Source organism: Cobetia sp. MM1IDA2H-1 (genome assembly GCF_002916775.2).
In the GTDB taxonomy this organism is placed as follows: Bacteria; Pseudomonadota; Gammaproteobacteria; order Pseudomonadales; family Halomonadaceae; genus Cobetia; species Cobetia marina.
Genome location: NZ_CM133225.1, coordinates 2,964,260 through 2,986,770, shown reverse-complemented (window position 1 = coordinate 2,986,770; position 22,511 = coordinate 2,964,260). Strand labels below are relative to the sequence as shown.

18 protein-coding genes are annotated in these 22,511 nt (G+C 63.2%); 12 read left to right on the top strand and 6 right to left on the bottom strand.

Annotation, left to right across the window (positions count from 1 at the left end):
• Positions 1-9: 9 nt before the first annotated feature.
• Both BOH68_RS12685 and BOH68_RS12680 read right to left on the bottom strand, forming a co-directional pair.
• Positions 10-1,719: an AMP-binding protein gene (locus tag BOH68_RS12685; RefSeq protein ID WP_077374814.1), complete on the bottom strand. Its 1,710-nt coding sequence runs from the start codon at positions 1,717-1,719 to the stop codon at positions 10-12.
• A 181-nt stretch (positions 1,720-1,900) separates the two neighbouring features.
• Positions 1,901-2,338, bottom strand: a complete 438-nt coding sequence (locus BOH68_RS12680) for a MerR family transcriptional regulator (RefSeq protein ID WP_077375619.1) — start codon at positions 2,336-2,338, stop codon at positions 1,901-1,903.
• Between the two features lie 355 nt (positions 2,339-2,693).
• Between BOH68_RS12680 and BOH68_RS12675 the strand changes: the two genes are divergently transcribed.
• The 7 genes from BOH68_RS12675 to BOH68_RS12645 all read left to right on the top strand — a co-directional run bounded on the left by BOH68_RS12675 (position 2,694) and on the right by BOH68_RS12645 (position 10,666).
• Positions 2,694-4,274: a CoA-acylating methylmalonate-semialdehyde dehydrogenase gene (locus tag BOH68_RS12675; RefSeq protein WP_077374811.1), complete on the top strand. Its 1,581-nt coding sequence runs from the start codon at positions 2,694-2,696 to the stop codon at positions 4,272-4,274.
• 136 nt (positions 4,275-4,410) lie between these two features.
• Entirely contained in the window at positions 4,411-5,577 is a 1,167-nt protein-coding gene (locus BOH68_RS12670; RefSeq protein ID WP_077374808.1) for an acyl-CoA dehydrogenase family protein, read from the top strand.
• A 53-nt stretch (positions 5,578-5,630) separates the two neighbouring features.
• Positions 5,631-6,449, top strand: a complete 819-nt coding sequence (locus BOH68_RS12665) for an enoyl-CoA hydratase (protein ID WP_077374805.1) — start codon at positions 5,631-5,633, stop codon at positions 6,447-6,449.
• Positions 6,446-7,630 carry an enoyl-CoA hydratase/isomerase family protein gene (locus BOH68_RS12660; RefSeq protein ID WP_077374801.1) on the top strand — a complete coding sequence of 395 codons (1,185 nt, stop codon included), beginning with the start codon at positions 6,446-6,448 and terminating at the stop codon, positions 7,628-7,630. Before BOH68_RS12665 ends, BOH68_RS12660 begins: the two co-directional genes overlap by 4 nt.
• 85 nt (positions 7,631-7,715) lie before the next feature.
• Positions 7,716-8,630, top strand: coding sequence for a 3-hydroxyisobutyrate dehydrogenase (mmsB, locus tag BOH68_RS12655; RefSeq protein WP_077374798.1), 915 nt, complete (start codon positions 7,716-7,718; stop codon positions 8,628-8,630).
• A gap of 63 nt (positions 8,631-8,693) precedes the next feature.
• Positions 8,694-9,107, top strand: coding sequence for a rhodanese-like domain-containing protein (locus BOH68_RS12650; protein WP_077375616.1), 414 nt, complete (start codon positions 8,694-8,696; stop codon positions 9,105-9,107).
• 167 nt (positions 9,108-9,274) lie between these two features.
• Positions 9,275-10,666, top strand: coding sequence for an MATE family efflux transporter (locus BOH68_RS12645; RefSeq protein ID WP_077374795.1), 1,392 nt, complete (start codon positions 9,275-9,277; stop codon positions 10,664-10,666).
• 110 nt (positions 10,667-10,776) lie between these two features.
• On the opposite strand, the gene ppnP is transcribed toward BOH68_RS12645, so the two are convergent.
• Together ppnP and ppsR are read right to left on the bottom strand one after the other, a co-directional pair.
• Positions 10,777-11,064: a pyrimidine/purine nucleoside phosphorylase gene (ppnP, locus tag BOH68_RS12640; RefSeq protein ID WP_077374792.1), complete on the bottom strand. Its 288-nt coding sequence runs from the start codon at positions 11,062-11,064 to the stop codon at positions 10,777-10,779.
• Positions 11,065-11,141: 77 nt separating this feature from the next.
• Positions 11,142-11,975, bottom strand: a complete 834-nt coding sequence (gene ppsR, locus BOH68_RS12635) for a posphoenolpyruvate synthetase regulatory kinase/phosphorylase PpsR (protein ID WP_077374789.1) — start codon at positions 11,973-11,975, stop codon at positions 11,142-11,144.
• A gap of 394 nt (positions 11,976-12,369) precedes the next feature.
• On the opposite strand from ppsR, the gene ppsA reads away from it, so the two are divergent.
• Together ppsA and BOH68_RS12625 are read left to right on the top strand one after the other, a co-directional pair.
• The gene (gene ppsA / locus BOH68_RS12630) at positions 12,370-14,757 is read left to right on the top strand and encodes a phosphoenolpyruvate synthase (protein ID WP_258038219.1); all 2,388 of its coding nucleotides are present in this window, start codon (positions 12,370-12,372) and stop codon (positions 14,755-14,757) included.
• Between the two features lie 445 nt (positions 14,758-15,202).
• Positions 15,203-16,468, top strand: coding sequence for a dicarboxylate/amino acid:cation symporter (locus BOH68_RS12625; RefSeq protein WP_205632738.1), 1,266 nt, complete (start codon positions 15,203-15,205; stop codon positions 16,466-16,468).
• 99 nt (positions 16,469-16,567) lie between these two features.
• Here the strand turns inward: BOH68_RS12625 and rraA are convergent, their stop codons facing one another.
• A complete protein-coding gene (gene rraA / locus BOH68_RS12620; RefSeq protein ID WP_077374783.1) occupies positions 16,568-17,068 on the bottom strand; it encodes a ribonuclease E activity regulator RraA in 501 nt (166 codons plus the stop codon).
• A gap of 332 nt (positions 17,069-17,400) precedes the next feature.
• On the opposite strand from rraA, the gene BOH68_RS12615 reads away from it, so the two are divergent.
• Complete coding sequence (locus tag BOH68_RS12615) at positions 17,401-18,021, top strand: porin family protein (protein ID WP_077374780.1); 621 nt, start codon at positions 17,401-17,403, stop codon at positions 18,019-18,021.
• A 172-nt stretch (positions 18,022-18,193) separates the two neighbouring features.
• Here BOH68_RS12615 and acnB read toward each other — a convergent pair whose 3' ends face one another.
• Complete coding sequence (gene acnB / locus BOH68_RS12610; RefSeq protein ID WP_077375609.1) at positions 18,194-20,797, bottom strand: bifunctional aconitate hydratase 2/2-methylisocitrate dehydratase; 2,604 nt, start codon at positions 20,795-20,797, stop codon at positions 18,194-18,196.
• A 405-nt stretch (positions 20,798-21,202) separates the two neighbouring features.
• Here acnB and BOH68_RS12605 point away from each other — a divergent pair, with 405 nt between their 5' ends.
• Both BOH68_RS12605 and miaE read left to right on the top strand, forming a co-directional pair.
• Positions 21,203-21,691, top strand: a complete 489-nt coding sequence (locus tag BOH68_RS12605) for a DUF1289 domain-containing protein (RefSeq protein WP_077374777.1) — start codon at positions 21,203-21,205, stop codon at positions 21,689-21,691.
• 70 nt (positions 21,692-21,761) lie between these two features.
• Positions 21,762-22,463: a tRNA-(ms[2]io[6]A)-hydroxylase gene (gene miaE / locus BOH68_RS12600; RefSeq protein ID WP_077375606.1), complete on the top strand. Its 702-nt coding sequence runs from the start codon at positions 21,762-21,764 to the stop codon at positions 22,461-22,463.
• Positions 22,464-22,511 lie beyond the last annotated feature (48 nt).

The window sequence follows — 22,511 nt, the reverse complement described above, 5'->3', positions numbered from 1 at the left end:
GGTGTCCGCTCATGCCTTGAGACCCAGCTCCGCGGTGGCGGTTTCGCGCATCTTGAATTTCTGGATCTTGCCGGTGACGGTCATCGGGAATTCCTCGACGAACTTGATATGGCGCGGCACCTTGAAGTGGGCGATTCTGCCCTGGCAGAACGCCTTGAGGCCTTCGGCATCCAGCTGCTCGCCTTCCTTGAGCTTGACCCAGGCCATCACTTCCTCGCCATAGCGCTCATCGGGCACGCCGATCACCTGCACGTCCGACACGGCAGGATGGGTGTAGAGGAAGTCCTCTATCTCGCGGGGATAGATGTTCTCGCCACCGCGGATGATCATGTCCTTGATGCGCCCGACGATGGTCACGTAACCGTCCTCATCGAGGGTGGCGAGATCACCGGTATGCATCCAGCGGCCACTGTCGATGGCCTTGGCGGTGGCGTCCGGGTTGTTCCAGTAGCCGAGCATCACGCTGTAACCGCGTGTGCACAGCTCGCCCTTCTCGCCGCGCGGGACCACCTGGCCTGTCTCGGGGTCGACGATCTTGATCTCCAGATGGGGATGCAGGGTGCCGACGGTGGAGACACGCTTGTCCAGCGGTGCCTCGCGGGTGGTCTGCAGGCTTACCGGGCTGGTCTCGGTCATGCCATAGGCGATGGTGACCTCGCGCATGTGCATGCGCTCGATGACCTGGCGCATCACCTCGATGGGGCAGATGGAACCCGCCATGGTGCCGGTGCGCAGGCTGGAGAGATCAAACTCGTCAAAGCGCGGGTGCTCGAGTTCGGCGATGAACATCGTCGGTACGCCGAACATCGCGGTGGCGCCTTCCTCGCTGACTGCCTGCAGCGTGGCCAGCGGATCGAAACCCGCCTCGGGGTAGATGATCGTCGCTCCGTGGGTCAGGCAGCCCAGATTGCCCATCACCATGCCGAAGCAGTGATAGAGCGGCACCGGCATCACCAGCTTGTCGTGCTCCGTGAGATTCATGCGCTCGGCGACGAAGAAGCCGTTGTTGAGGATGTTGTGATGCGAGAGCGTGGCCCCCTTGGGGGCCCCGGTGGTGCCGGAGGTGTACTGGATGTTGATCGGGTCATCGAAGGTCAGGCTGGCCTGCAGCTCGTGGAGTGTCTCGAGACTGACCTCTCCGGCGCCGCCCAGCACATCCTGCCAGTGGAGCATGCCGGGCAGGGCTTCCTCGGCCTCGAAGCAGACCAGACGCCTGAGGCCCGGCAGCGCGCCATTGTGAATGCCATCACGGCCGCGGGCCTCCCTGGTCTCAGGGAACAGCTCCTCGAGGATCGCGACGTAGTCCGAGGCCTTGAAGCGTGCCTGGAAGATCAGCGTCGCCGCGCCGGACTGCTTGAGCGCATAGGCCAGCTCATGGCCGCGATAGCTCGGGTTGAGATTGACCAGCACCGCGCCGATCTTGGCGGTGGCGTACTGGATCAAGGTCCACTCGGCGCGATTGGGTGCCCAGATGCCGACCCTGTCGCCGCGCTCGATCCCCATCGCCAGCAGGCCGCGCGCCACGCGCTCGACCTCTGCATGCAGCTCGGCCCAGGTGTAGCGCAGCCCCTGATGACGGCTGATCAGAGCGTCGCGCTCGGGCCAGCGCGCGGTGATGCGATCGAGACAGTCACCGATGGTTTCCCCCATCAGGGGAGTGTCGGAGAGGGTGCTCAGATAGCTGAGAGACTGGCGTGTGGCAATGGCGTCCTGTGACATGGCGTTGTCCTGTGTCCCTGGTTGTTATTGGTGTGGCAAGGCGTATTCAGGGGGAGCCGCCCGGCGGGCGGTCACGCCGCCAGGAGGCGGCGGCGTGAATGTCATGGTGCTTGTTGTCGTTATCGGTCTTGCTGTCGTGATGCTCTCAAAGGTGTTGGAAGAGGGTGACGGGTGTCGCGCATCATCCGTGTGTCGTCAGGCGTGCCAGCGCTTCCCGCGCCCGCGTCTCGACATCGTCCAGCTCGCGCTGCATGGCGGTGAGGTCGCGCAGCTGGCGCTCCAGTCCTTCACGTTTCTCGGCCAGGATGTCGAGCAGCCTCGTGAGCTGCTTCTCGCCGCCGCCATCCGCGGCATCGTAGAGATCCACCACCTCGCGAATCTCGGCCAGCGAGAATCCCAGCCGCTTGCCGCGCAGCGTCAGCTTGAGGCGCACGCGGTCCTTGTCGTGATAGATGCGCGTCTGGCCGCGTCGCTGAGGATGCAGCAGGCCTTCCTGCTCATAGAAGCGGATGGTGCGTGTGGTCACGTCGAAATGACGTGCCAGCTCGCCGATGCTCCAGGTGCGTTGGGTCGGGCGAATGGCGTCGCTGGTGCTGGTGGCACTCAGCAGGCCTTCCATGCCGACGCCATCGTCCGGACTCTCGGAGGCTGTCGGGTTCTGGGTGTCAGGCGTTGAGGTAATCATCGTATCCGTCATGGGCACTGCCGCTCCGAATGCTGTGTGCGCCGAGGAGATGGCATGCCCCTCTGCGCAGTGGATGCCAGCGGCGTCTGGCCGTGAATTTTCTACAGACTAGCATTGTTTACGTTAACGTAAAGGGTAATAGTATTTGCAGCCAACCAAGCAGATGCTAGGTTGAGTCAGATCGCAATGTCGGCTTGCCGCTTTCGGCAAGATGGCTCTGGCTGACGTCTCCGGCTCTGCTGACACGCCGTCCTTCACCCAATAACAACAGACACAGGAATGCCACGTCATGTCTTCGACTACCCTCACGTCCGCAAACGGCTCGCTTGAGTTGCTGTCACGACTGCGCGCCGTCGTCGCCGGTGACAGCGCACCACTGGTATTGCCACAGCTGATCAATGGCCAGTTTGTCGCAAGCTCCGCCGATCAGCACCTGAGCGTGACCAACCCGGCCACCAACGCTGAAGTGGCGCGTGTTCCACTGACGCCGCTCAGCGAACTGGACGAGGCGCTGGTGCATGCCGAGCAGGCCTTCCAGCGCTGGCGCAACACCCCGGTGCCGACCCGTGCCCGTCTGATGCTCAGCTATCAGCATCTGCTCAAGCAGCACCATGACGAGCTGGCCGAGATCATCTCCCATGAGCTGGGCAAGACCTTCGAGGACGCCAAGGGCGATGTCTGGCGCGGCATCGAGGTGGTCGAGCATGCCGCCAACATTCCGAGTCTGCTGATGGGCGAGACGGTGGAGAACGTCGCCACCGGCATCGACAGCTACTCCGTGACCCAGTCGCTGGGCGTCTGCCTGGGCATCACGCCGTTCAACTTCCCCGCCATGATACCGCTTTGGATGTTCCCGCTGTCCATCGCCTGCGGCAATGCCTTCGTGCTCAAGCCTTCCGAGCAGGTACCGCTGACCACGCTGCGTCTGGCGGAGCTGTTCATGGAAGCGGGAGCGCCCGAGGGCATCCTGACCGTGGTGCAGGGCGGGCGCGATCAGGTCAATCACCTGCTGGCCCACGAGACACCGCGCACCGTGAGCTTCGTCGGTTCGGTACCGGTGGGGCAGCACATCTATCGTACCGCCACCGACAACCTCAAGCGCGCCCAGTGCTTCGCGGGTGCCAAGAACCACATGGTGATCATGCCGGACGCTCCGGCGGACCAGGTGGTGAATGCGCTGGTCGGGGCCAGTGTCGGTGCGGCGGGTCAGCGCTGCATGGCGATCTCGGTGGCGGTCTTCGTCGGTGATTCGAAGGCCTTGATCGCGCGGGTGCGTGATGCGCTGGCCGAGGTGCGCCCCGGTGCCTGGAATGACAAGGGCGCCAGCTACGGACCGCTGATCTCGCCGCAGGCACTGGAGCGCGTGACGGGCTGGATCGGGCAGGGCGTCGAGGAAGGGGCCGAGCTGCTGCTGGACGGTCGCGGCATCTCGGTGGCGGGCTATCCCGACGGCAACTGGCTGGGGCCGTGCCTGTTTTCCAAGGTGACGCCGGAAATGGTGCTCTATCGCGAGGAGATCTTCGGGCCGGTGCTGTGCTGCATGGAGGCGGCGGATCTGTCCGAGGCCATCGAGCTGATCAACAACAACCCCTACGGCAACGGCACCTCCATCTTCACGCGCTCCGGCGGGGCGGCACGCCGCTTCCAGAATGAGATCGCGGTGGGCCAGGTCGGTATCAACGTGCCGATTCCGGTGCCGCTGCCGTTCTTCTCCTTCACCGGTTGGCGCGGCAGTTTCTTCGGCGATCTGCATGCCTATGGCAAGCAGGCGGTGCGCTTCTATACCGAGACCAAGACGGTGACGGCGCGCTGGTTCGATGATGCGCCGGCCGAGGGCAATCAGCCCAACTTCTCCATTCAGATGCGCTGATGACTCCTCAGCTGCGCTGATGGCTCTCTTCACAAGACCGCTGAGGGCTCTTCAGATGCGCTGAGGGCTCTTCACAAGCCCGCCGAGGACTCGGCGGGCCTGGAGATAAAGAACAAGGACAACAGGAGGCAGCTGCATGAACTTTTCGCTGACCGATGACCAGCGTGCCCTGCAGGAGGGCGCGCGTGCCTTCGCGGATGCCGAGCTTGCCCCGCATGCCGCCGAGTGGGACGCCACGGCCCATTTCCCCATCGAGACGCTGAAGAAGGCGGGTGAGGCGGGCTTCATGGGGCTCTATGTCCCCGAGGAGCATGGCGGTCTTGGCCTGCCGCGTCTGGACAGCTCCATCATTCTCGAGCAGCTGGCCACCGGCTGCATCTCGACCACCGCCTACATCACCATCCACAACATGGTCGGCTGGATGATCGCGAGCTTCGCCAGTGACGAGTGCCGCGAGCAGTGGGTGCCGGCGATGGTGGCGGGCGACAAGCTCGGCTCCTACTGCCTGACCGAACCGGGCAGCGGCAGTGATGCCGCCAGCCTGCGCACCCGCGCCGAGCGTGACGGCGAAAACTACTACCTGAGTGGCTCCAAGATGTTCATCTCCGGTGCCGGGGCGACGGACGTGCTGGTGGTGATGGCGCGCACCGGCGAGCCGGACAGCGGCGCGGCGGGTATCTCGGCCTTCGTGGTGCCAGCGGATGCCGACGGCATCCGCTACGGCAAGAAGGAAGACAAGATGGGCTGGAACAGCCAGCCGACCCGATTGGTGAGCTTCGATCGCGTGCGGGTCCCGGCGGGCAATCGTCTGGGCGAGGAGGGGGAGGGCTTCCGTTTCGCGATGAAGGCGCTGGATGGCGGACGCATCAACATCGCCACCTGCTCGCTGGGCGCGGCCCAGAAGGCGCTGGAGCTGTCGCGGGATTATCTCGGCGAGCGCAAGCAGTTCGGGCGCGAGCTGGCGCAGTTCCAGGCCCTGCAGTTCAAGCTGGCCGACATGGCCACCGAACTGACCGCCGCACGCACCCTGGTGCGACTGGCGGCCTTCAAGCTCGATGAGGGTGACGGCGAGGCCAGCGCCCACTGTGCGATGGCCAAGCGCTTTGCCACCGACATGGGCTTCGAGGTCTGCAATCAGGCACTCCAGCTGCATGGCGGCTACGGTTATATCCGCGAGTACCCGTTGGAGCGGCTGGTGCGTGACACCCGTGTGCACCAGATTCTGGAAGGCACCAACGAGATCATGCGTCTGATCATCGCGCGCCGTCTTCTGACGCCGGGCATGATCGAGTCGCTGGCGTAACGGCGCCTCCACTTCAATTCGTCAGTGGTTACCATCTTTCAGGGAGTTACGTGATGTCATCCAATCAAGGGCCATGCCTCGTTCTCGAGAAGGATCGTCATATCGCCCGTGTCACCATCAACAATCCGCCGGCCAACACCTGGACGGAGGCGTCCTTGATCGAGCTGGAGCAGCTGCTCGACGAGCTGGAGGGCGATGGCAGCGTCAGTGCGGTGGTGATTACCGGTGAGGGCGACAGGTTCTTCTCCGCCGGCGCCGATCTCAAGACCTTCGCCGACGGTGACAAGGGCGTGGCCGCCACCATGGCGCGCCGCTTCGGGCTGGCCTTCGAGCGCTTGGCCAACTTCCCCGGCGTGACGATCGCCGCCGTCAACGGCTACGCGATGGGCGGCGGGCTTGAATGCGCGCTGGCCTGCGATATCCGTATCGTCGAGCGTCAGGCGAAACTGGCGCTGCCGGAGGCCAAGGTCGGTCTGCTGCCGTGCGCGGGCGGCACCCAGCACTTGCCGTGGCTGGTCGGCGAAGGCTGGGCCAAGCGCATGATCCTGTGTGGTGAGCAGGTGGATGCCGAGACCGCCGGCCGCATCGGGCTGGCCGAAGAGGTGGTCGAGACCGGCCAGAGCCTCGAGCGCGCGCTGGCGATGGCCGAGAGCGTCGCCAACCAGAGCCCGAGTGCGGTGGCGCGCTGCAAGGCGTTGATCATGTCATCTCGCCATCGCGGCATGAGCGATGGCCTGCGCATGGAACGCGAGCTGTTCGTCGAGCTGTTCGATGACCCCAACCAGAAGGAGGGCGTGAGTGCCTTCCTGGAGAAGCGTGCACCGCAGTGGGTCTCGCATCAGAAAGAGGTGAAGGGAGGAGGGCGCTCATGAGCCAGATAGAAGGTGTCACTGCCAAGGCCGCGACCGATGTCGAGGCGCCCGTGGTGTTCGAGACGCGTCGCGCCCGCGACGGCAAGCAGCTGGGCATCATGCGCCTGAATGCGCCGCGCTCGCTGAATGCGCTGTCGCTGGCCATGATCGAGCGCATCGAGGCCCAGCTGGATGCCTGGGAGCTGGACAGCAGCATCGCCATGGTGTGGCTGGAAGGCGCCGGCGAGCGTGCGTTGTGTGCCGGTGGCGATATCGTGGCGCTCTATCAGGCGATGACCACGGCGCCTGCCAGCGAAGGCGCAGACCCTCTTGAAGCGCTGGAGGATTTCTTCGCCACGCGCTACTTCACCGCGGAATACCGGCTCGATCACCGGCTGCATACCTTCCCCAAGCCGCTGCTGGTGTGGGGCGGCGGCATCGTGATGGGCGGCGGCATGGGGCTGTTCGCCGGCGGTTGCGAGCGCGTGGTCACCGAAAGCTCACGGCTGGCGATGCCGGAGGTCAGCATCGGCCTGTACCCGGATGTCGGGGCCAGCTGGCTGCTCAATCGCCTGCCGCGTGGCATCGGCGAGTATCTGGGAGTGACCGGCGCGCAGCTGAATGCCCGCGATGCGCTGGATCTCGGGCTTGCCACACGTCTGATTCCCGACGCGCAGCGCGAGGCGCTCAAGCAGGCGCTGTGCGAGGGGGAATTCGGGCGTCATCCGTCGCGTCATCTGAGCCAGGTGCTGAGCGAGTTCGAGCGCCGTGAGCTGGCGCCGCCGGGACAGGTCATGCCGCTCTTTGATCATCTTCAGCAGCTGGTCGCCGGGCGCGAAGTGCTGAAGGCCTGTCAGCGGATCCTCGATGATCCCCAGGCGCGCAGTGACTGCAATGCATGGCTGAACGCCAATCGTGAGCGTCTGGAAGCCGGCTGCCCCAGTTCCCCGCATCTGGTATTTCGCATGCTGGCACGCCATCGCCACTCCTCGCTGGCGGAAGCCTTCCGCGACGAGCTGACCCTGTCGGTGCGCTGCTGCATGGGCACCGAGCTTGCTGAAGGAGTACGCGCCCTGCTGATCGACAAGGACAGACAGCCGCAGTGGGCCTATGCCTCGATCGCGCAGGTCTCCGAGGAATACATCGACGGCTTCTTCGCGCCGCTGTGGGAAGAGGACGAGCATCCGCTGATGGATCTGTAAGCGCGCTGTTCAGCACGGGCGGCAGGTGCGGACATGCCGCCGGACGCCAATGACAACAAGAACCTGTTCACGAGGAAGCATTGCCATGACATCCATCGGTTTCATCGGGCTCGGCAACATGGGCGGCCCCATGGCCCTCAATCTGGTCAAGGCCGGCCATGAGGTGAAGGTCTTCGATCTGGTCGAGTCGGCCATGAGCCAGCTGGTCGAGGCGGGTGCCTCACGCGCCGAGTCGCCATGCCAGGCGACAGAGGGCGTTGACGTCGTCATCAGCATGCTGCCGGCGGGGCAGCACGTGCGAAAGCTCTATCTGGGTGACAAGGAAGACGGCGAGGGAGGCCTCTTGGCAACACTCGACGCTTCGGTACTGGTGATCGACGCCTCGACCATCGCGCCGGATGATGCACGTCTGGTCGCTCGCCATGCCGCCGAGCGCGGCATCACCTTCATGGACGCCCCGGTGTCGGGCGGGGTCGGTGGCGCACGTGCCGGCACGCTGAGCTTCATCGTCGGTGGCGAGGCCGACGGCTATGCGCGTGCCGTGCCGCTGCTGGAAGTGATGGGCAAGAATCTGTTCCATGCCGGCCCGGCCGGCAGCGGTCAGGTCGCCAAGATCTGCAACAACATGCTGCTGGGCATCCTGATGAGCGGCACCGCCGAGGCGCTGGCGCTGGGGGTCAAGAACGGACTGGACCCGGCCGTGCTCTCGGAGGTGATGAAGCAGTCCTCCGGCGGCAACTGGGCGCTCAACGTCTACAACCCCTGGCCCGGGGTGATGGAGGCGGCACCTGCGTCCAACGACTATCAGGGCGGCTTCCTGGTGGACCTGATGGCCAAGGATCTCGGCCTTGCCTGGGAAATGGCGCTGGGCTCGAAATCGGCAGTGCCAATGGGCTCCCAGGCGCGTAACCTGTTCGCCCAGCATGCCGCCCAGGGTGCGGGACGTCTCGATTTCTCGAGCATCCAGCGTTTCTATCGTTGCGGCGAGGCGGATGTGTGAGGTGTCACGCAGGCGGTGAGTGGCATGCATCATCAGGACGATATCATCTGCAAGGAGGACCCCATGATTCGACCGGTCAGTGAGCTGGTGGCAGCGGCCGAGAAGGAGATCGACACCCTGTCGCCTGAGGCGCTGCGTCAGGCGCTGGAGGAGTCTCGCGCAGGCGGTACACCCCTGATCCTGGTGGATATCCGCGATGTGCGTGAGCTGGAGCGGGAAGGCCGCATTCCCGGGGCCATCCATGCGCCACGCGGCATGCTGGAGTTCTGGGTCGACCCGGCTTCGCCCTATCACCGTGCCGATTTCGCCCGTGAGGGACGTTATGTGCTGTTCTGCGCCGGCGGACTGCGCTCGGCGCTGGCCACCAAGTCGCTCAAGGACATGGGATTCGGGCCGGTCGCCCATCTCGGGGGTGGCTTCGCGGCCTGGCGTGAGTCGGGAGGCGAAGTCATCTCGCCCTTCATGCAGGGCAACTAGTCCGGCTTGCAGCCCCCTGAGCCGCAAGGGAACTGCTCTCGCCGCGCGGATGTCTTACACTGTGCCCGTCCTGCACGACGGATTGCACGACAGATCGTACGATCGATAGCCCCCGATGGCCCCGCAGGCAGCTCGCCTGACGGGGCCGTTTACTGTCCGGAGCCTGCATGCCTGAGCCTGCCAACCCTACGTCATCGTCCTCTTCCACTGCCAGAAGCCCGTCCCCGCGTGGTCGGCGTGACCTGCTGCGTGATCCGATCGCCTCGACGCTTGCCCGCATGACGGGGCCGGTGATCGGCGGCATCGTCACCATGATGCTGTTCAACCTGGTGGATGCCTGGTTCATCGCCCAGCTGGGCACCGCGGAGCTGGCGGCGGTCACCTTCACCTTTCCGGTGACCTTTGCCGTCATCAGCATCGCCATCGGTCTGTCCATCGGCACCACCGCCGTGGTGGGGCGCAGGCTCGGGCGTGGCGAGTTCGAGACGGTCAAGGCGCGGGCCACGGATGCCAGTCTGCTGGGGCTGCTGCTGGGCGTCGTGATGATCGTGGCGGGGCTTGTCAGCATCGGGCCGCTGTTCGGGCTGCTGGGGGCCGATGACACCCTGATGCCGCACATCCAGGACTACATGCAGGTGTGGTATTTCGGGGCGCCCTTCGTGTTGCTGCCACGCGTGCTGGGCAGCGTGCTGCGCGCCGAGGGCAATACCCTGGTGCCCTCGCTGGTGATGGCGGCGGCAGGGGGTCTCAATGCGCTGCTCGACCCGCTGCTGATCTTCGGCATCGGAGATTGGCAGGGCATGGGCGTTGCGGGGGCGGCGTTGGCCACGGTGCTGTCGTGGCTGGCGATGACGCTGGGCTTGCTGGCATTGCCATTGCTGCGCGCGCGGCTGGATCTGCATCAGCTGTCGCTGACACGTCTGATCACCTCATGGCGAGAAGTGGGGGCCATCGGCCTGCCTGCGGCCATGACCAGCGTGATGACGCCGATCGCCACGGCGCTGGTCACGCGGATCGTCAGTCAGCATGGTCATGCCGCCGTCGCGGCCTATGGCATCGGTTCACGCATCGAGTCACTGGCACTGATTCTGGTGCTGGCGCTCTCGATGACGCTGTCACCCTTCATCAGCCAGAACGATGGTGCCGGGCAGCACCGGCGGGTATGGCGAGCCATCCACGGCATACTCGGCTTCATTCTCGTCTGGCAGCTGGCGGTCTGGCTGGGGCTGGGGCTTGGCGGTGAGTGGATCGCGGCGCGCTTCGCCGAAAGCCCGGAAGTCGCGCAGCTGGTGGTCACCTACCTGTGGCTGATTCCCGCCGCACTCGGCGCCCAGGGCGTGATCATCCTCGCCAATTCCAGCCTCAATGCGCTGCACGAGCCACGCCGTGCGATGACACTCTCGCTGGTGCGACTGTTCGCCCTGCTGGTGCCATTGGCCTGGCTGGGGGGGACGCTTCACGGTGTGGTCGGTATCTTTGCCGGGGTGGCGACAAGCTATCTGCTGATGGGCGGTATCAGTTATCTGGCGCTGCGCTCCGTGCTCAGGCGACGCGCCTGAGCCTGATATCGAGAGGCAGTCGTCGTGACGAAAGAAGCCGCCGTGCTTGAGGGCTCGGCGGCTTCTTCATGTCTGGCTTTCAGTGCCTTGGGCGGCTGTTGCCCAGTGCCTTAAGCGTCTTCGTACTTGCACAGATAGGCGGACTCGACCGTGGTGCGCACCTCGAAGCTCTGGTTGGCTTCGACGATGAAGCTTTCCCCTGCGGCAAGCTGGTACCACTCTTCCGCGCCCGGCAGCAGTACCTGCATGTCGCCGCTGATCAGCGTCATGTATTCGCGCTGGCTGGTGGAAAACACGAATTCGCCGATGGCCATCACGCCGACCGTGGCAGGCAGATCTGCGCTCTGGAAGGCGATGGAGGCCACCTGGCCGTCGAAGTAGTGGTTGGTGTGGAACATGGGGAGACTTCCTGCGTGAGTAGGGGGGGGTGTTGTGGTCGATGTGTGTTGTTGGGGGCGTAACGTAGCGACGGGTATCAGCGTGGTGAGAAGCGGCGTGCCAGGCCGGTCTCGGCGATCATGCGCGTCGAGATCTCTTCGATCGAGAAGCGCGTGGTATCGATGTAGGGCACCTTGGAGCGGCGGAACAGCGCCTCGGTCTGCTCGACTTCCTGCAGACACTGGTCGATCGAGCAGTAGCGACTGTTGGGGCGACGCTCGGTACGGATGGCAGCCAGGCGGCGCGGGTCGATGGTCAGTCCGAACAGCTTGTGGCGATATTGCGCCAGTGACGCCGGCATCTTGAGGGTGCCGGATTCGTCGAGATCATCCTCGGTCAGCGGGTAGTTGGCCGCGCGGATGCCGAACTGCAAGGCCAGATACAGCGAGGTCGGGGTCTTGCCGCAGCGTGAGACGCCGATGAGGATGACGTCGGCCTTGTCGTACTGGTGGGTGCGCGCTCCATCATCGTTGTCGAGGGCAAAATGCACCGAATCGATGCGGTTCATGTAGACATCATCCTGACCGATGGAGTGGGTCTTGCCGACGCTGTAGGACGAGTGGGTATCCAGCTCCTCTTCCAGTGGCTTGAGGAAGGTGGAGAAGATATCGACCTTGAAACCGGAGGATTCCGAGATGATGTCACGGATGTCCTGATCGACGATGGTGTCGATGATGATGGGGCGCTCACCGTCCGTGGCGTGGGCGCTCTCGATGGCCTTGACCAGCGCCGTGGCCTTCTCGGAGGAGTCGATGTAGGGCTTGGTCACCATGCGGATGTCGGTGTTCTCGAACTGGGCCAGCAGACTGCGTCCCAGTGTCTCGGCGGTGATACCGGTTCCATCGGAAATGAAGAAGGCGGTTCGGGTCATGACGGGCACTCGTGAAGAACGAATCGAAGACACAGCCCGGCGCAGGGTGTCGTCTCGTGAAGTCCCAAGTGTCGGCGTTCACTGTCGTGCTTGCAATATCCGGCGGATGGCCAGTGGCGCGATATGGGAAATCTCGTGTTCCCGTTCTCCGGCAAAGCGGCCCATGACTACATTCCTGTAGCGGCCGTTTCTGGCTTGTCGACATGTTCGGCGACGATGGCGACAGAACGCCTGAAACAGTCTCAGGGTTGTAGTCCTCCTCCACTGACTAGCCGGTTAGACCAATGGCTAATACTAGAGAGAGCTTGTTAGGGTGGCGTCATTGCTGAACGGAAGGCGGTTCAACGTCCTCCATCGGTCATTCGTTTCCATCCATTGGTACCAGGGGGTTCCCTTGTCACAGCAAGCCACATCCGAATACGTCGTCGATTTCGATCAGCTCGGCATGAACGATGTTGATCGCGTTGGCGGCAAGAACGCCTCGCTCGGTGAGATGATCTCCAATCTGGCCGATGCCGGTGTCACCGTGCCCGGCGGCTTTGCGACTACCTCCTTTGCCTATCGCGAGTTTCTGGCTCACGAAGGCCTCGACAAGCGTATCAATGCCGCCCTCGATGCTCTCGATGTGGATGACGTGGTCGAACTGGCGCGCGTCGGTGCCGAGATTCGTCAGTGGATCATCGATACGCCGCTGCCGCCGGCCTTCGAGGCCGAGATGGAACGTGCCTATGCCGAGCTGCAGGCCAGACACCCGAACCTGAAGGTCGCCGTGCGCTCCTCCGCCACCGCGGAAGACCTGCCGGACGCCTCCTTTGCCGGTCAGCAGGAAACCTTCCTCAACATCGAAGGTTTCGACAACATCAAGCGTGCGGTGCACGAGGTGTTCGCGTCACTGTTCAACGACCGCGCCATCTCCTACCGCGTGCACAAGGGCTTTGATCACTCGCTGGTCGCGCTGTCTGCCGGCGTGCAGAAGATGGTGCGCTCCGAGACGGCCGCTTCCGGCGTGATGTTCACCCTGGACACTGAATCCGGCTATCGCGACGCCGTCTTCGTCACCGGCTCCTGGGGCCTGGGCGAGACCGTGGTACAGGGCGCGGTCAACCCTGACGAGTTCTACGTCCACAAGACCACGCTGGCCGCCGGCCGCCCGGCGGTGCTGCGCCGCAACCTGGGCTCCAAGCTGATCAAGATGGTCTACACCGACGACACCAGCGCCGGGCGTTCCGTGGAGACCGTCGACGTGCCGGTGCCGGAGCGTCATCGCTTCTGCATCAGCGACGCCGATGTCGAGGCACTGGCGCGCCAGGCCATGATCATCGAGAAGCACTACCAGCGTCCGATGGACATCGAATGGGCGCGTGACGGCGATGACGGCAAGCTCTACATCGTCCAGGCGCGTCCGGAAACGGTCGTCAGCCAGGAAGAGGGCGGCAATCTCGAGCGCTTCCAGCTGCGCGAGAAGGGCCGGACCCTGGTGACGGGGCGTGCCATCGGCCAGCGTATCGGCCAGGGCGCGGTACGCGTGATCGACAACCCGGAGCAGATGGACAAGGTGCAGGTCGGTGACGTGCTGGTCACTGACATGACCGACCCGGACTGGGAACCGGTCATGAAGCGCGCTTCCGCCATCGTCACCAATCGTGGCGGCCGTACCTGCCACGCGGCGATCATCGCGCGTGAGCTGGGTATTCCGGCCGTCGTCGGCTGTGGCGACGCGACCTCGGTGCTCGCCGAAGGCCGCGAAGTGACGGTCTCCTGCGCCGAAGGCGATACCGGTCATGTCTATGACGGCATCCTCAACTTCGATCGCACCGTCACCAGCGTCAACGAGATGCCGGAGATTCCGTTCAAGATCATGATGAACGTCGGCAACCCGGACCGCGCCTTCAGCTTCTCGCGTCTGCCGAATGCCGGTGTGGGCCTGGCGCGTCTCGAGTTCATCATCAATCGCATGATCGGCGTGCACCCCAAGGCGCTGCTCGACTACGCCACCCTGCCCATCGACCTGCAGCAGACCATCGATGCGCGCACCGCCGGCTACGCAAGTCCGGTCGACTTCTACGTCGACAAGCTGGTCGAGGGCATCTCCACCCTGGCGGCCGCCTTCCACCCGCAGAAGGTCATCGTGCGCATGTCGGACTTCAAGTCCAACGAGTACGAGAACCTGATCGGCGGCAAGATGTACGAGCCGGGCGAAGAGAACCCGATGCTGGGCTTCCGTGGCGCCTCGCGCTACGTGTCCGACACCTTCCGCGACTGCTTCGATCTCGAATGCCGTGCGCTCAAGCGTGTGCGTGACGAGATGGGGCTGACCAACGTCGAGATCATGGTGCCCTTCGTGCGGACTACCGGCGAGGCGGAACAGGTCATCAAGCTGCTGGGCGAGAATGGCCTGGTGCGTGGCGAGAACGGTCTGCGCGTCATCATGATGTGCGAACTGCCGACCAACGCGCTGCTGGCGGATCAGTTCCTCGAGCACTTCGACGGCTTCTCCATCGGTTCCAACGACCTGACCCAGCTGACCCTGGGGCTGGATCGCGACTCCGGCATCGTCGCTCACCTCTTCGATGAGCGTAACCCGGCGGTCAAGCAGCTGATGTCGATGGCGATCCGTGCCTGCAAGGCGCAGGGCAAGTACGTCGGCATCTGCGGCCAGGGGCCGTCGGATCATCCGGAGCTGGCCAAGTGGCTGATGGAAGAGGGCATCGACAGCGTCTCCCTCAACCCGGATTCCGTGCTGGAAACCTGGTTCATGCTGGCGGACAAGGAACTGGCCTGATCCCGCTCGCGAGCGGATGTGATGCCCAGCCTCGGTATCTGACCCCGTGAGAGGCCCTAGGCTGGCGCACTACCAGATGCTGGCGCCAGTCGCCGGCTGATCTAGCGCCCACTGCACATCATGTGCGGTGGGCGCTTTTCATTTTCTCGCCCGAAAACTGAATGGATGGTCAGCTCGCGACACTAGACCAATGGTGTAGAAACCGGCAGAAGCATGTCAGTTCGTAACAAATAGCAACAAAATGATCTCGAATCCGCGACTAAATGATGATCATCCTGCCTCGTGTGGAAAAGGCAGTCATTTATAATCCCAGCCACCCCGCTGACCACAATATCCATGGTGGCCATGCATCCATGGTGACCATGACGGCAGGCCTCACCGGTAGCCAGCAATGCGGTGGCACGCAACAACCGACCTTTCAGACACAATCCAAGGTAGTCGTAACGTGAAACAGTCTTTATGGAAGAACATCGGCGTCCAGGTAGTCATCGCCATGATACTGGGCGCTGGTGTAGGCGCTTACATGGGCGAGAGCGCCGCGATGTTCGCGCCACTCGGTGAGCTCTTCATTCACCTGATCAAGATGCTGGTGGTACCGCTGATCGCGGTCTCCATCGTGTCGGGAGCCGCCAATCTGGGCGATAGCCCTTCTGCCGGCAAGATCGGTCTCTCCACCTTCGCCTTCTTCATGCTCACCTCAGCCGTGGCGGTGATGCTGGCGCTGGTGATGGGGCATGTGTTCCAGCCGGGCAGTGGGGTGGATCTGGAAAGCGCCAAGGGCATGTTCTCCAACGCCTACGCCGACAAGGGCAGCGTGCCGGGCGTGATGGATACCATTCTGGGCATGGTGCCGACCAATATCTTCGGCGCACTCACCGATGCCAACATCCTGCAGATTCTGGTGTTCTGCCTGTTTCTCGGCATTGGCCTGTCCAAGACCGGCGAGCGTGGCAAGCCGCTGATCGAAGGCCTGAATACCGTCATCGAGGCCTTCGTGTGGATGATCAATGTGGTGATGCTGATCGCGCCGATCGGCGTCTTCGGTCTGATGGCGGATGCCGTCGGCACCTTCGGCTTCGATGTACTGACGCTGGTGATGAAGCTGTTCCTCGTCTACATGGGCGCCATCCTCATCTACGGTTTCGTGTTCTACCCGCTGGTGGTCAAGTTCGGCTCTGACGTGCCGCTGGGTCGCTTCCTGTCGGTGATGAAGAAGCCGCAGGCCGTCGCGCTGTCCACGGCGTCCTCCATGGCGACCCTGCCGGTCAACATGGAAGTCTGCGAGAAGGAGCTGGGCCTGAAGAACGCCACGACGGCCTTCGTGCTGCCGCTGGGCGCGACCATCAACATGAGCGGCAACGCCATCTATTACGGGCTGGTGGCGATGTTCTTCGCCCAGGTCTTCAACGTCGATCTCGGCTTCTCCGCCTACGCCGCCATCGTGTTCACCGCAACCCTGGGTGCCATCGGTCAGGCTGGCGTGCCGGGGCCGTCGTTCCTGGTGGTTGCCGTGCTGCTGGCGGCCGGCATTCCCATCGAGGGCCTGCCGCTGCTGTTCGCGCTGGATCGTATCTTCGACATGACGCGTACCGCGCTCAACATCACCGGTGACGCGGCCTGCGCCGCCGTGGTGGATCGCTTTGCGCGTGCCGATGATGCGGTCGCCGAGCGCCAGGACACCGCATCAGGTGAGCCGGTCAGCGTGCGCTGAGACAGACACGACTGACAGGAAAACGCCCCCGCAGCCAGAACGGTTGCGGGGGCGTTTTCATTGGGGGCTTGAACGGTTCGACCGGTGGTCGGGAACCGGTCAGGGCGTCGGCTGGGTGCGAATCAGCGCTTCCTTCGAGGTGACGATGCCGTTGTTGTCGGCGTAGAGGAAGTCGCCCGGCACGATGGTGACACCGGCAAAGGTGACCGGGATATCGCGCTGGCCTTCGCCACGCTTGATGCTGGGACGCGGGTAGCAGCCGAGTGCCTGCACGCCGAGCTGGGTGGCGTGGATCTCGTCGACATCACGGATGCAGCCATACATGATCACGCCGGCCCAGCCGCTCTTGGCGGCCTGCTCGGCGAGCATGTCGCCCAGCATGGCGCAGCGCATCGAGCCACCGGCATCGACGACCAGCACGCGCCCTGCACCGGGTTCCGCGACTGCCGCCTTGACCAGCGAGTTGTCCTCGAAGCACTTGATGGTCACGACTTCGCCACCAAAGGACTCGACGCCGCCGTAGTTGATGAACAGGGGCTCGAGGACTTGCACATCAGGGAACTCATCGCAGAGATCGGGGGTGGAGATGGAGTGCGTCATGTCGGATTCCTTGTGCTGGGCGGCCCGGTGAGGGTCGCTTGGGGACGGAGCGCTGGCGATTGCTGCAATGCCACAACGTCGAGAATGCCCGATACGCCAAGGCTTTGCACCTGTGCGAAGGGCTAAGCGGGCCTCGGGCGCGTGCAAGCGAGGGACGGGAGGGTCACGAGGGCATGTTGCTGACTGGCGACGTGGGAAGTAGTGAAAACGCCACTCTTGAAACACCGTTCGATATCTACCACGATGCTCCTGCACCCATGGCAGGCGACGTTGAACCAGACTGCCTCTGGCAGGCATCCGCCTGTGCCGCCCATTGGATCAAGGAGCAACACATGAGCAAGTCACGTCTTCTGGCCGCCCCGTTGGCCACCGTTTCCTTCGCCGCTCTCGCTCTGGCGCTCAGTGGACACGCCCAGGCGGCAGGCAATGCCACCGAAGGGCTCTATATCGGTGCCGGTACCGGTTTTTCCAGCCTGAAGAACGATGATTCCGATGAGGCCGGCGATTTCATCGACTCCGGCAGTGATGACTTCGACGTGGATGATGACGACAACGTCTACAAGGCCTTCGTGGGCTATCAGTACAACCCGTACTTCGCCACCGAAGCCTTCTATACGGATCTCGGGACCGTTCAGCTCAAGGGCAATGACTTCGGCAATACCGATCTCAAGTCCAAGGCCTACGGCGTCAACGTGGTGGGTATCCTGCCGATCGGCCAGTACTTCTCGCTGTTCGCCAAGGCGGGCATGGCCAAGTGGGAAACCGATGTCGATGGCAATCTGGGCGATTCCAGTGTCGACCTGAAGGACAATGACGGCTTCGACCCGGTCTATGGTGCCGGTGCCCAGGTCAATCTCGATCCGTTCCTGATCCGTGCCGAATACGAGCGTTATGACTTCGACAGCGACTATCAGGTAGATGCCTTCACGGCCTCTGTCGGTTACAAGTTCTAGGCCGAGCAGGTCGTCAGGCCGTCTCGGGCGGCGGGCGAAACGCCAGGCATGAAAAAACGGGCCGTCCCTGATGGGGCGGCCCGTTTCGTTGTCTCGCTGGCAGCTCTGGCGTGACCAGTGACGGCTGCTGTCCAGAGAGGCGCCGGACATTGGAGCCCGGCGCCTCGCCTGATCAGGCTTCCTGAGTGACCGGAATCACGTTGGAGGCGGCATTCTGGAACTCTTCGATCTCATGGAAGTTCAGGTAGCGATAGATCTCGCCGGCCATGGCATCGAATTCGCCCATGTAGCCCTGATACTCCTCGACGCTCGGCAGACGACCGATGACCGCGGCGATGGCGGCCAGTTCGGCAGACGCCAGGAAGACGTTGGCGCCGTCGCCCAGACGGTTCGGGAAGTTGCGCGTGGAGGTGGACACCACGGTGGACTTGGCAGCCACACGTGCCTGGTTACCCATGCACAGTGAGCAGCCCGGCATTTCCATGCGCGCGCCGGCACGGCCGTAGATGCCGTAATAGCCTTCGGCGGTCAGCTGGTGCTGGTCCATCTTGGTCGGCGGTGCCAGCCACAGCTTGGTCTTCAGGCTACCGGCCGGCTGCTTCTCGAGCAGCTTGCCGGCGGCACGGAAGTGACCGATGTTGGTCATGCACGAGCCGATGAAGACCTCGTCGATCTTCTGGCCGGCCACGTCGGACAGCAGACGCGCATCGTCCGGGTCGTTCGGGGCACACAACACCGGCTGATCGATCTCGTCGAGGTCGATCTCGATGATCTCGGCGTATTCCGCGTCCTTGTCGGCACGCATCTGGCTCGGGTTGGCCAGCCACTCTTCCATGCCGGCGATACGACGCTCGATGGTACGGGCATCGCCGTAACCGTTGGCGATCATCCACTTAAGCAGGGTGATGTTGGACGTCAGGTACTCGGTCACGCTCTCGTCGGACAGCGTGATGGTGCAGCCCGCGGCGGAGCGCTCGGCAGAGGCGTCAGACAGCTCGAAGGCCTGCTCTGCGGTGAGATCTTCCAGACCTTCGATTTCCAGAATGCGGCCGGAGAAGGCGTTCTTCTTGTTGGACTTGTCGACGGTCAGCAGGCCCTGCTTGATGGCGTACAGCGGGATGGCGTGGACCAGGTCACGCAGGGTGATGCCCGGGCGACGCTTGCCCTTGAAGCGCACCAGCACGGATTCCGGCATGTCCAGCGGCATCACGCCAGTCGCGGCGGCGAAGGCCACCAGGCCAGAGCCTGCCGGGAAGGAGATGCCCATCGGGAAGCGGGTGTGGGAGTCACCACCGGTACCGACGGTGTCCGGCAGCAGCATGCGGTTCAGCCACGAGTGGATGATGCCGTCACCCGGGCGCAGCGACACGCCGCCGCGGTTCATGATGAAGTCCGGCAGGGTGTGGTGAGTCTCGACATCGACCGGCTTCGGGTAGGCGGCGGTGTGGCAGAAGGACTGCATCACCAGGTCGGCCTGGAAGCCCAGACATGCCAGATCCTTCAACTCGTCGCGAGTCATCGGGCCGGTGGTGTCCTGGGAGCCGACGGTGGTCATCTTCGGCTCGCAGTACATGCCCGGACGCACGCCTTCCATGTTGCAGGCCTTGCCGACCATCTTCTGCGCGAGGGTGAAGCCCTTGCCGGTATCCTTCGGCTGCTCCGGCAGACGGAAGACGTCAGAGGCGTCCAGTCCCAACTCGGTACGTGCCTTGTCGGTCAGACCGCGACCGATGATCAGCGGGATACGGCCGCCAGCACGCACTTCGTCCAGCAGGACCTGCGTCTTGAGGGAGAAGGTGGAGATGACTTCGTCGGTGTCGTGACGGCAGACCTTGCCTTCATACGGGTAGATGTCGATGACATCGCCCATGGCCATCTTCTCGACGTCCATTTCCACCGGCAGGGCACCGGCATCTTCCATGGTGTTGAAGAAGATCGGCGCGATCTTGTTGCCGAACACGAAGCCGCCAGCGCGCTTGTTGGGCACGTTCGGGATGTCGTCACCGAAGAACCACAGCACGGAGTTGGTGGCGGACTTGCGTGAGGAGCCGGTACCGACCACGTCGCCGACGTAGGCGACCGGGAAGCCCTTGGCCTTCACTTCCTCGATCTGGGCCAGCGGGCCGATGACGCCTTCTTCCTGCGGGATGATGCCATCACGCGGGTTCTTGAGCATCGCGTTGGCGTGCAGCGGGATGTCCGGACGTGACCAGGCGTCAGGTGCCGGGGATAGGTCGTCGGTGTTGGTCTCGCCCGGCACCTTGAAGACGGTCAGGGTGATCTTGTCCGCCAGGGCGGGCTTTGACAGGAACCATTCGGCGTCCGCCCAGGACTGCAGCACGGATTGCGCGACGGTGTTGCCGGCCTTGGCGCGCTCGGCGACATCGTGGAAGGCATCGAACATCAGCAGGGTGTGCTTGAGCTGTTCGCCGGCTTCCTTGGCCATGGACTCGTCGTCCAGCAGCTCGACCAGCGTGGCGATGTTGTAGCCGCCCTGCATGGTGCCGAGCAGCTTGGTGGCGTGGGTCTTGTCGATCAGCGGTGAAGAAGCTTCGCCACGCACGATGGCGGTCAGGAAGCCAGCCTTGACGTAAGCGGCTTCATCGACGCCCGGCGGGATGCGATTGGTGAACAGGTCGAGGATGAACTCTTCTTCACCGGCCTGCGGATTCTTGAGCAGTTCGACCAGATCAGCGGTCTGCTCTGCATTCAGCGGCTTCGCCGGGATGCCCTGCTGGGCGCGTTCTTCAACCTGTTGACGGTAGGCTTCAAGCACGTGGGAGACCCTCATCTGTAATCGTGTCGAGATGCGTGTGCCAGTCGTCACGCGAACCGGCAGAGACATCCCGAGGCTTCTTGCGGGTAATTCAAGCGTCTTATTGCGAGCGAATCAGGCGCTACGGGGCGAACGCGAGTCTACTCAACTTTGTCGACAATGTTAAGGAGCACCCCCGTGTGGGGGCTGAGACTTTGGTCGTCATCCAGGGCGCCATTTCGACCTTAACAGCTTGATATTGCATTTCTTTGTCGCGCTTCAGGCATGGCGCGGCACGCATCGCCCGATGTCGCGTCGAGGTGACTCGAGCCTTACGGTCTCCGGGCACCGCTGTCGAGCTCAGCAGGTGCACGGTATGATGCTGTTATCCTTTTTCCTGAAATTTCGCCGCAAGCCGAGGGCAGCATGAGCCGTATTCTTTCTCCCTGCGTCGGGGTGTGTTCCACCACGGTGGGTGACAACGTCTGTCGTGGATGCCAGCGCCATGACCAGGAGATCCTCGACTGGTTCGGGTATGACAGTGAGCAGCGCACGCAGCGTATGCGCGAGCTGGATGCGCTGCGCAGTGACGTCGCCGGGCGCTGGCTGTACGTGCATGACGAGGCGGCGCTGGCGGAACAGTTGACGCGCCACCGGATTCGTTTTCGTGAGGATCAGTCGGCGCTGTCACGTGCGGTGGAGCTTCTGCGGGTGGGACGCACCAGGATCCGTGACCTCTCTGCCTATGGCATCACGCCGTGCAGTGGTGGCGAAGAACTTGAGCCGGAACAGCTTTTTTCGCGAATAAACGATGAAATCATGGTGGAAGCGGCAAAGCGGGCCAATAATGAAGTGAGTCCGGCAGGTCATCCTTCTGATGCAACGCAAGATGACGCTGGCAAGAGAAAAGACTGACATGATGGACGATGGCATGACCCTGATGACTGACCGCGAGCGTTTCGCGACGGATGAGCATGACGCTCGGATGGCCCATGAGCTTTCACGCGTCATCAAGGCGCCGCAGGGGCCGAGCAACGAGGATACCGATGCACTGCTGCCGGACTCCCTGCTGGCCTTTCTCGGTTGCCGTACACCGCACGCCTGGGTAGAGGCGGCGCTCGACAATCCTGAGCTGTTGCTGATCGACCACGCGCAGTGCGAGAAGAAGGCGGCCTCCACCGCGATGAGTCTGATGTACCGCTATGTGGACCACCCCTTGCTGCTGAGCAAGATGTCACAGCTGGCTCGAGAGGAGCTTCTGCACTTCGAGCAGGTGGTAGGACTGATGGAAAGGCGTGGAATCGTCTATCGTCATATCAAGGCTTCCCGATATGCAGAAGGACTGCGTCAGCAGGTGCGCAAGGAGGACCCTCAGCGGCTGGTGGATATCCTGCTGATCGGGGCATTGATCGAAGCACGGTCCTGCGAGCGATTCGCGCGTCTGATCCCGTATCTTGAGCCCGAGCTTGCAAAGTTCTATCGCACTTTGGTTAAGTCTGAGGGACGCCATTATGAGGATTACCTCATGTTGGCCGAGCGTTACAGCAAGGAACCATTGGAATCCCGTCTTGCGGTACTGCGTGCGGTGGAGAAGGAGCTGATCGAACGTCCTGATGTCAGCTTCCGTTTCCACAGCGGCATCCCCGTCACGAATCGGGTGGAAAACGCCTCAAGCCAGGTGAGTTGAGGCAGTACAGACACAAGGCAAGGCTCAAGAACAGGGGACCTCCGGCGC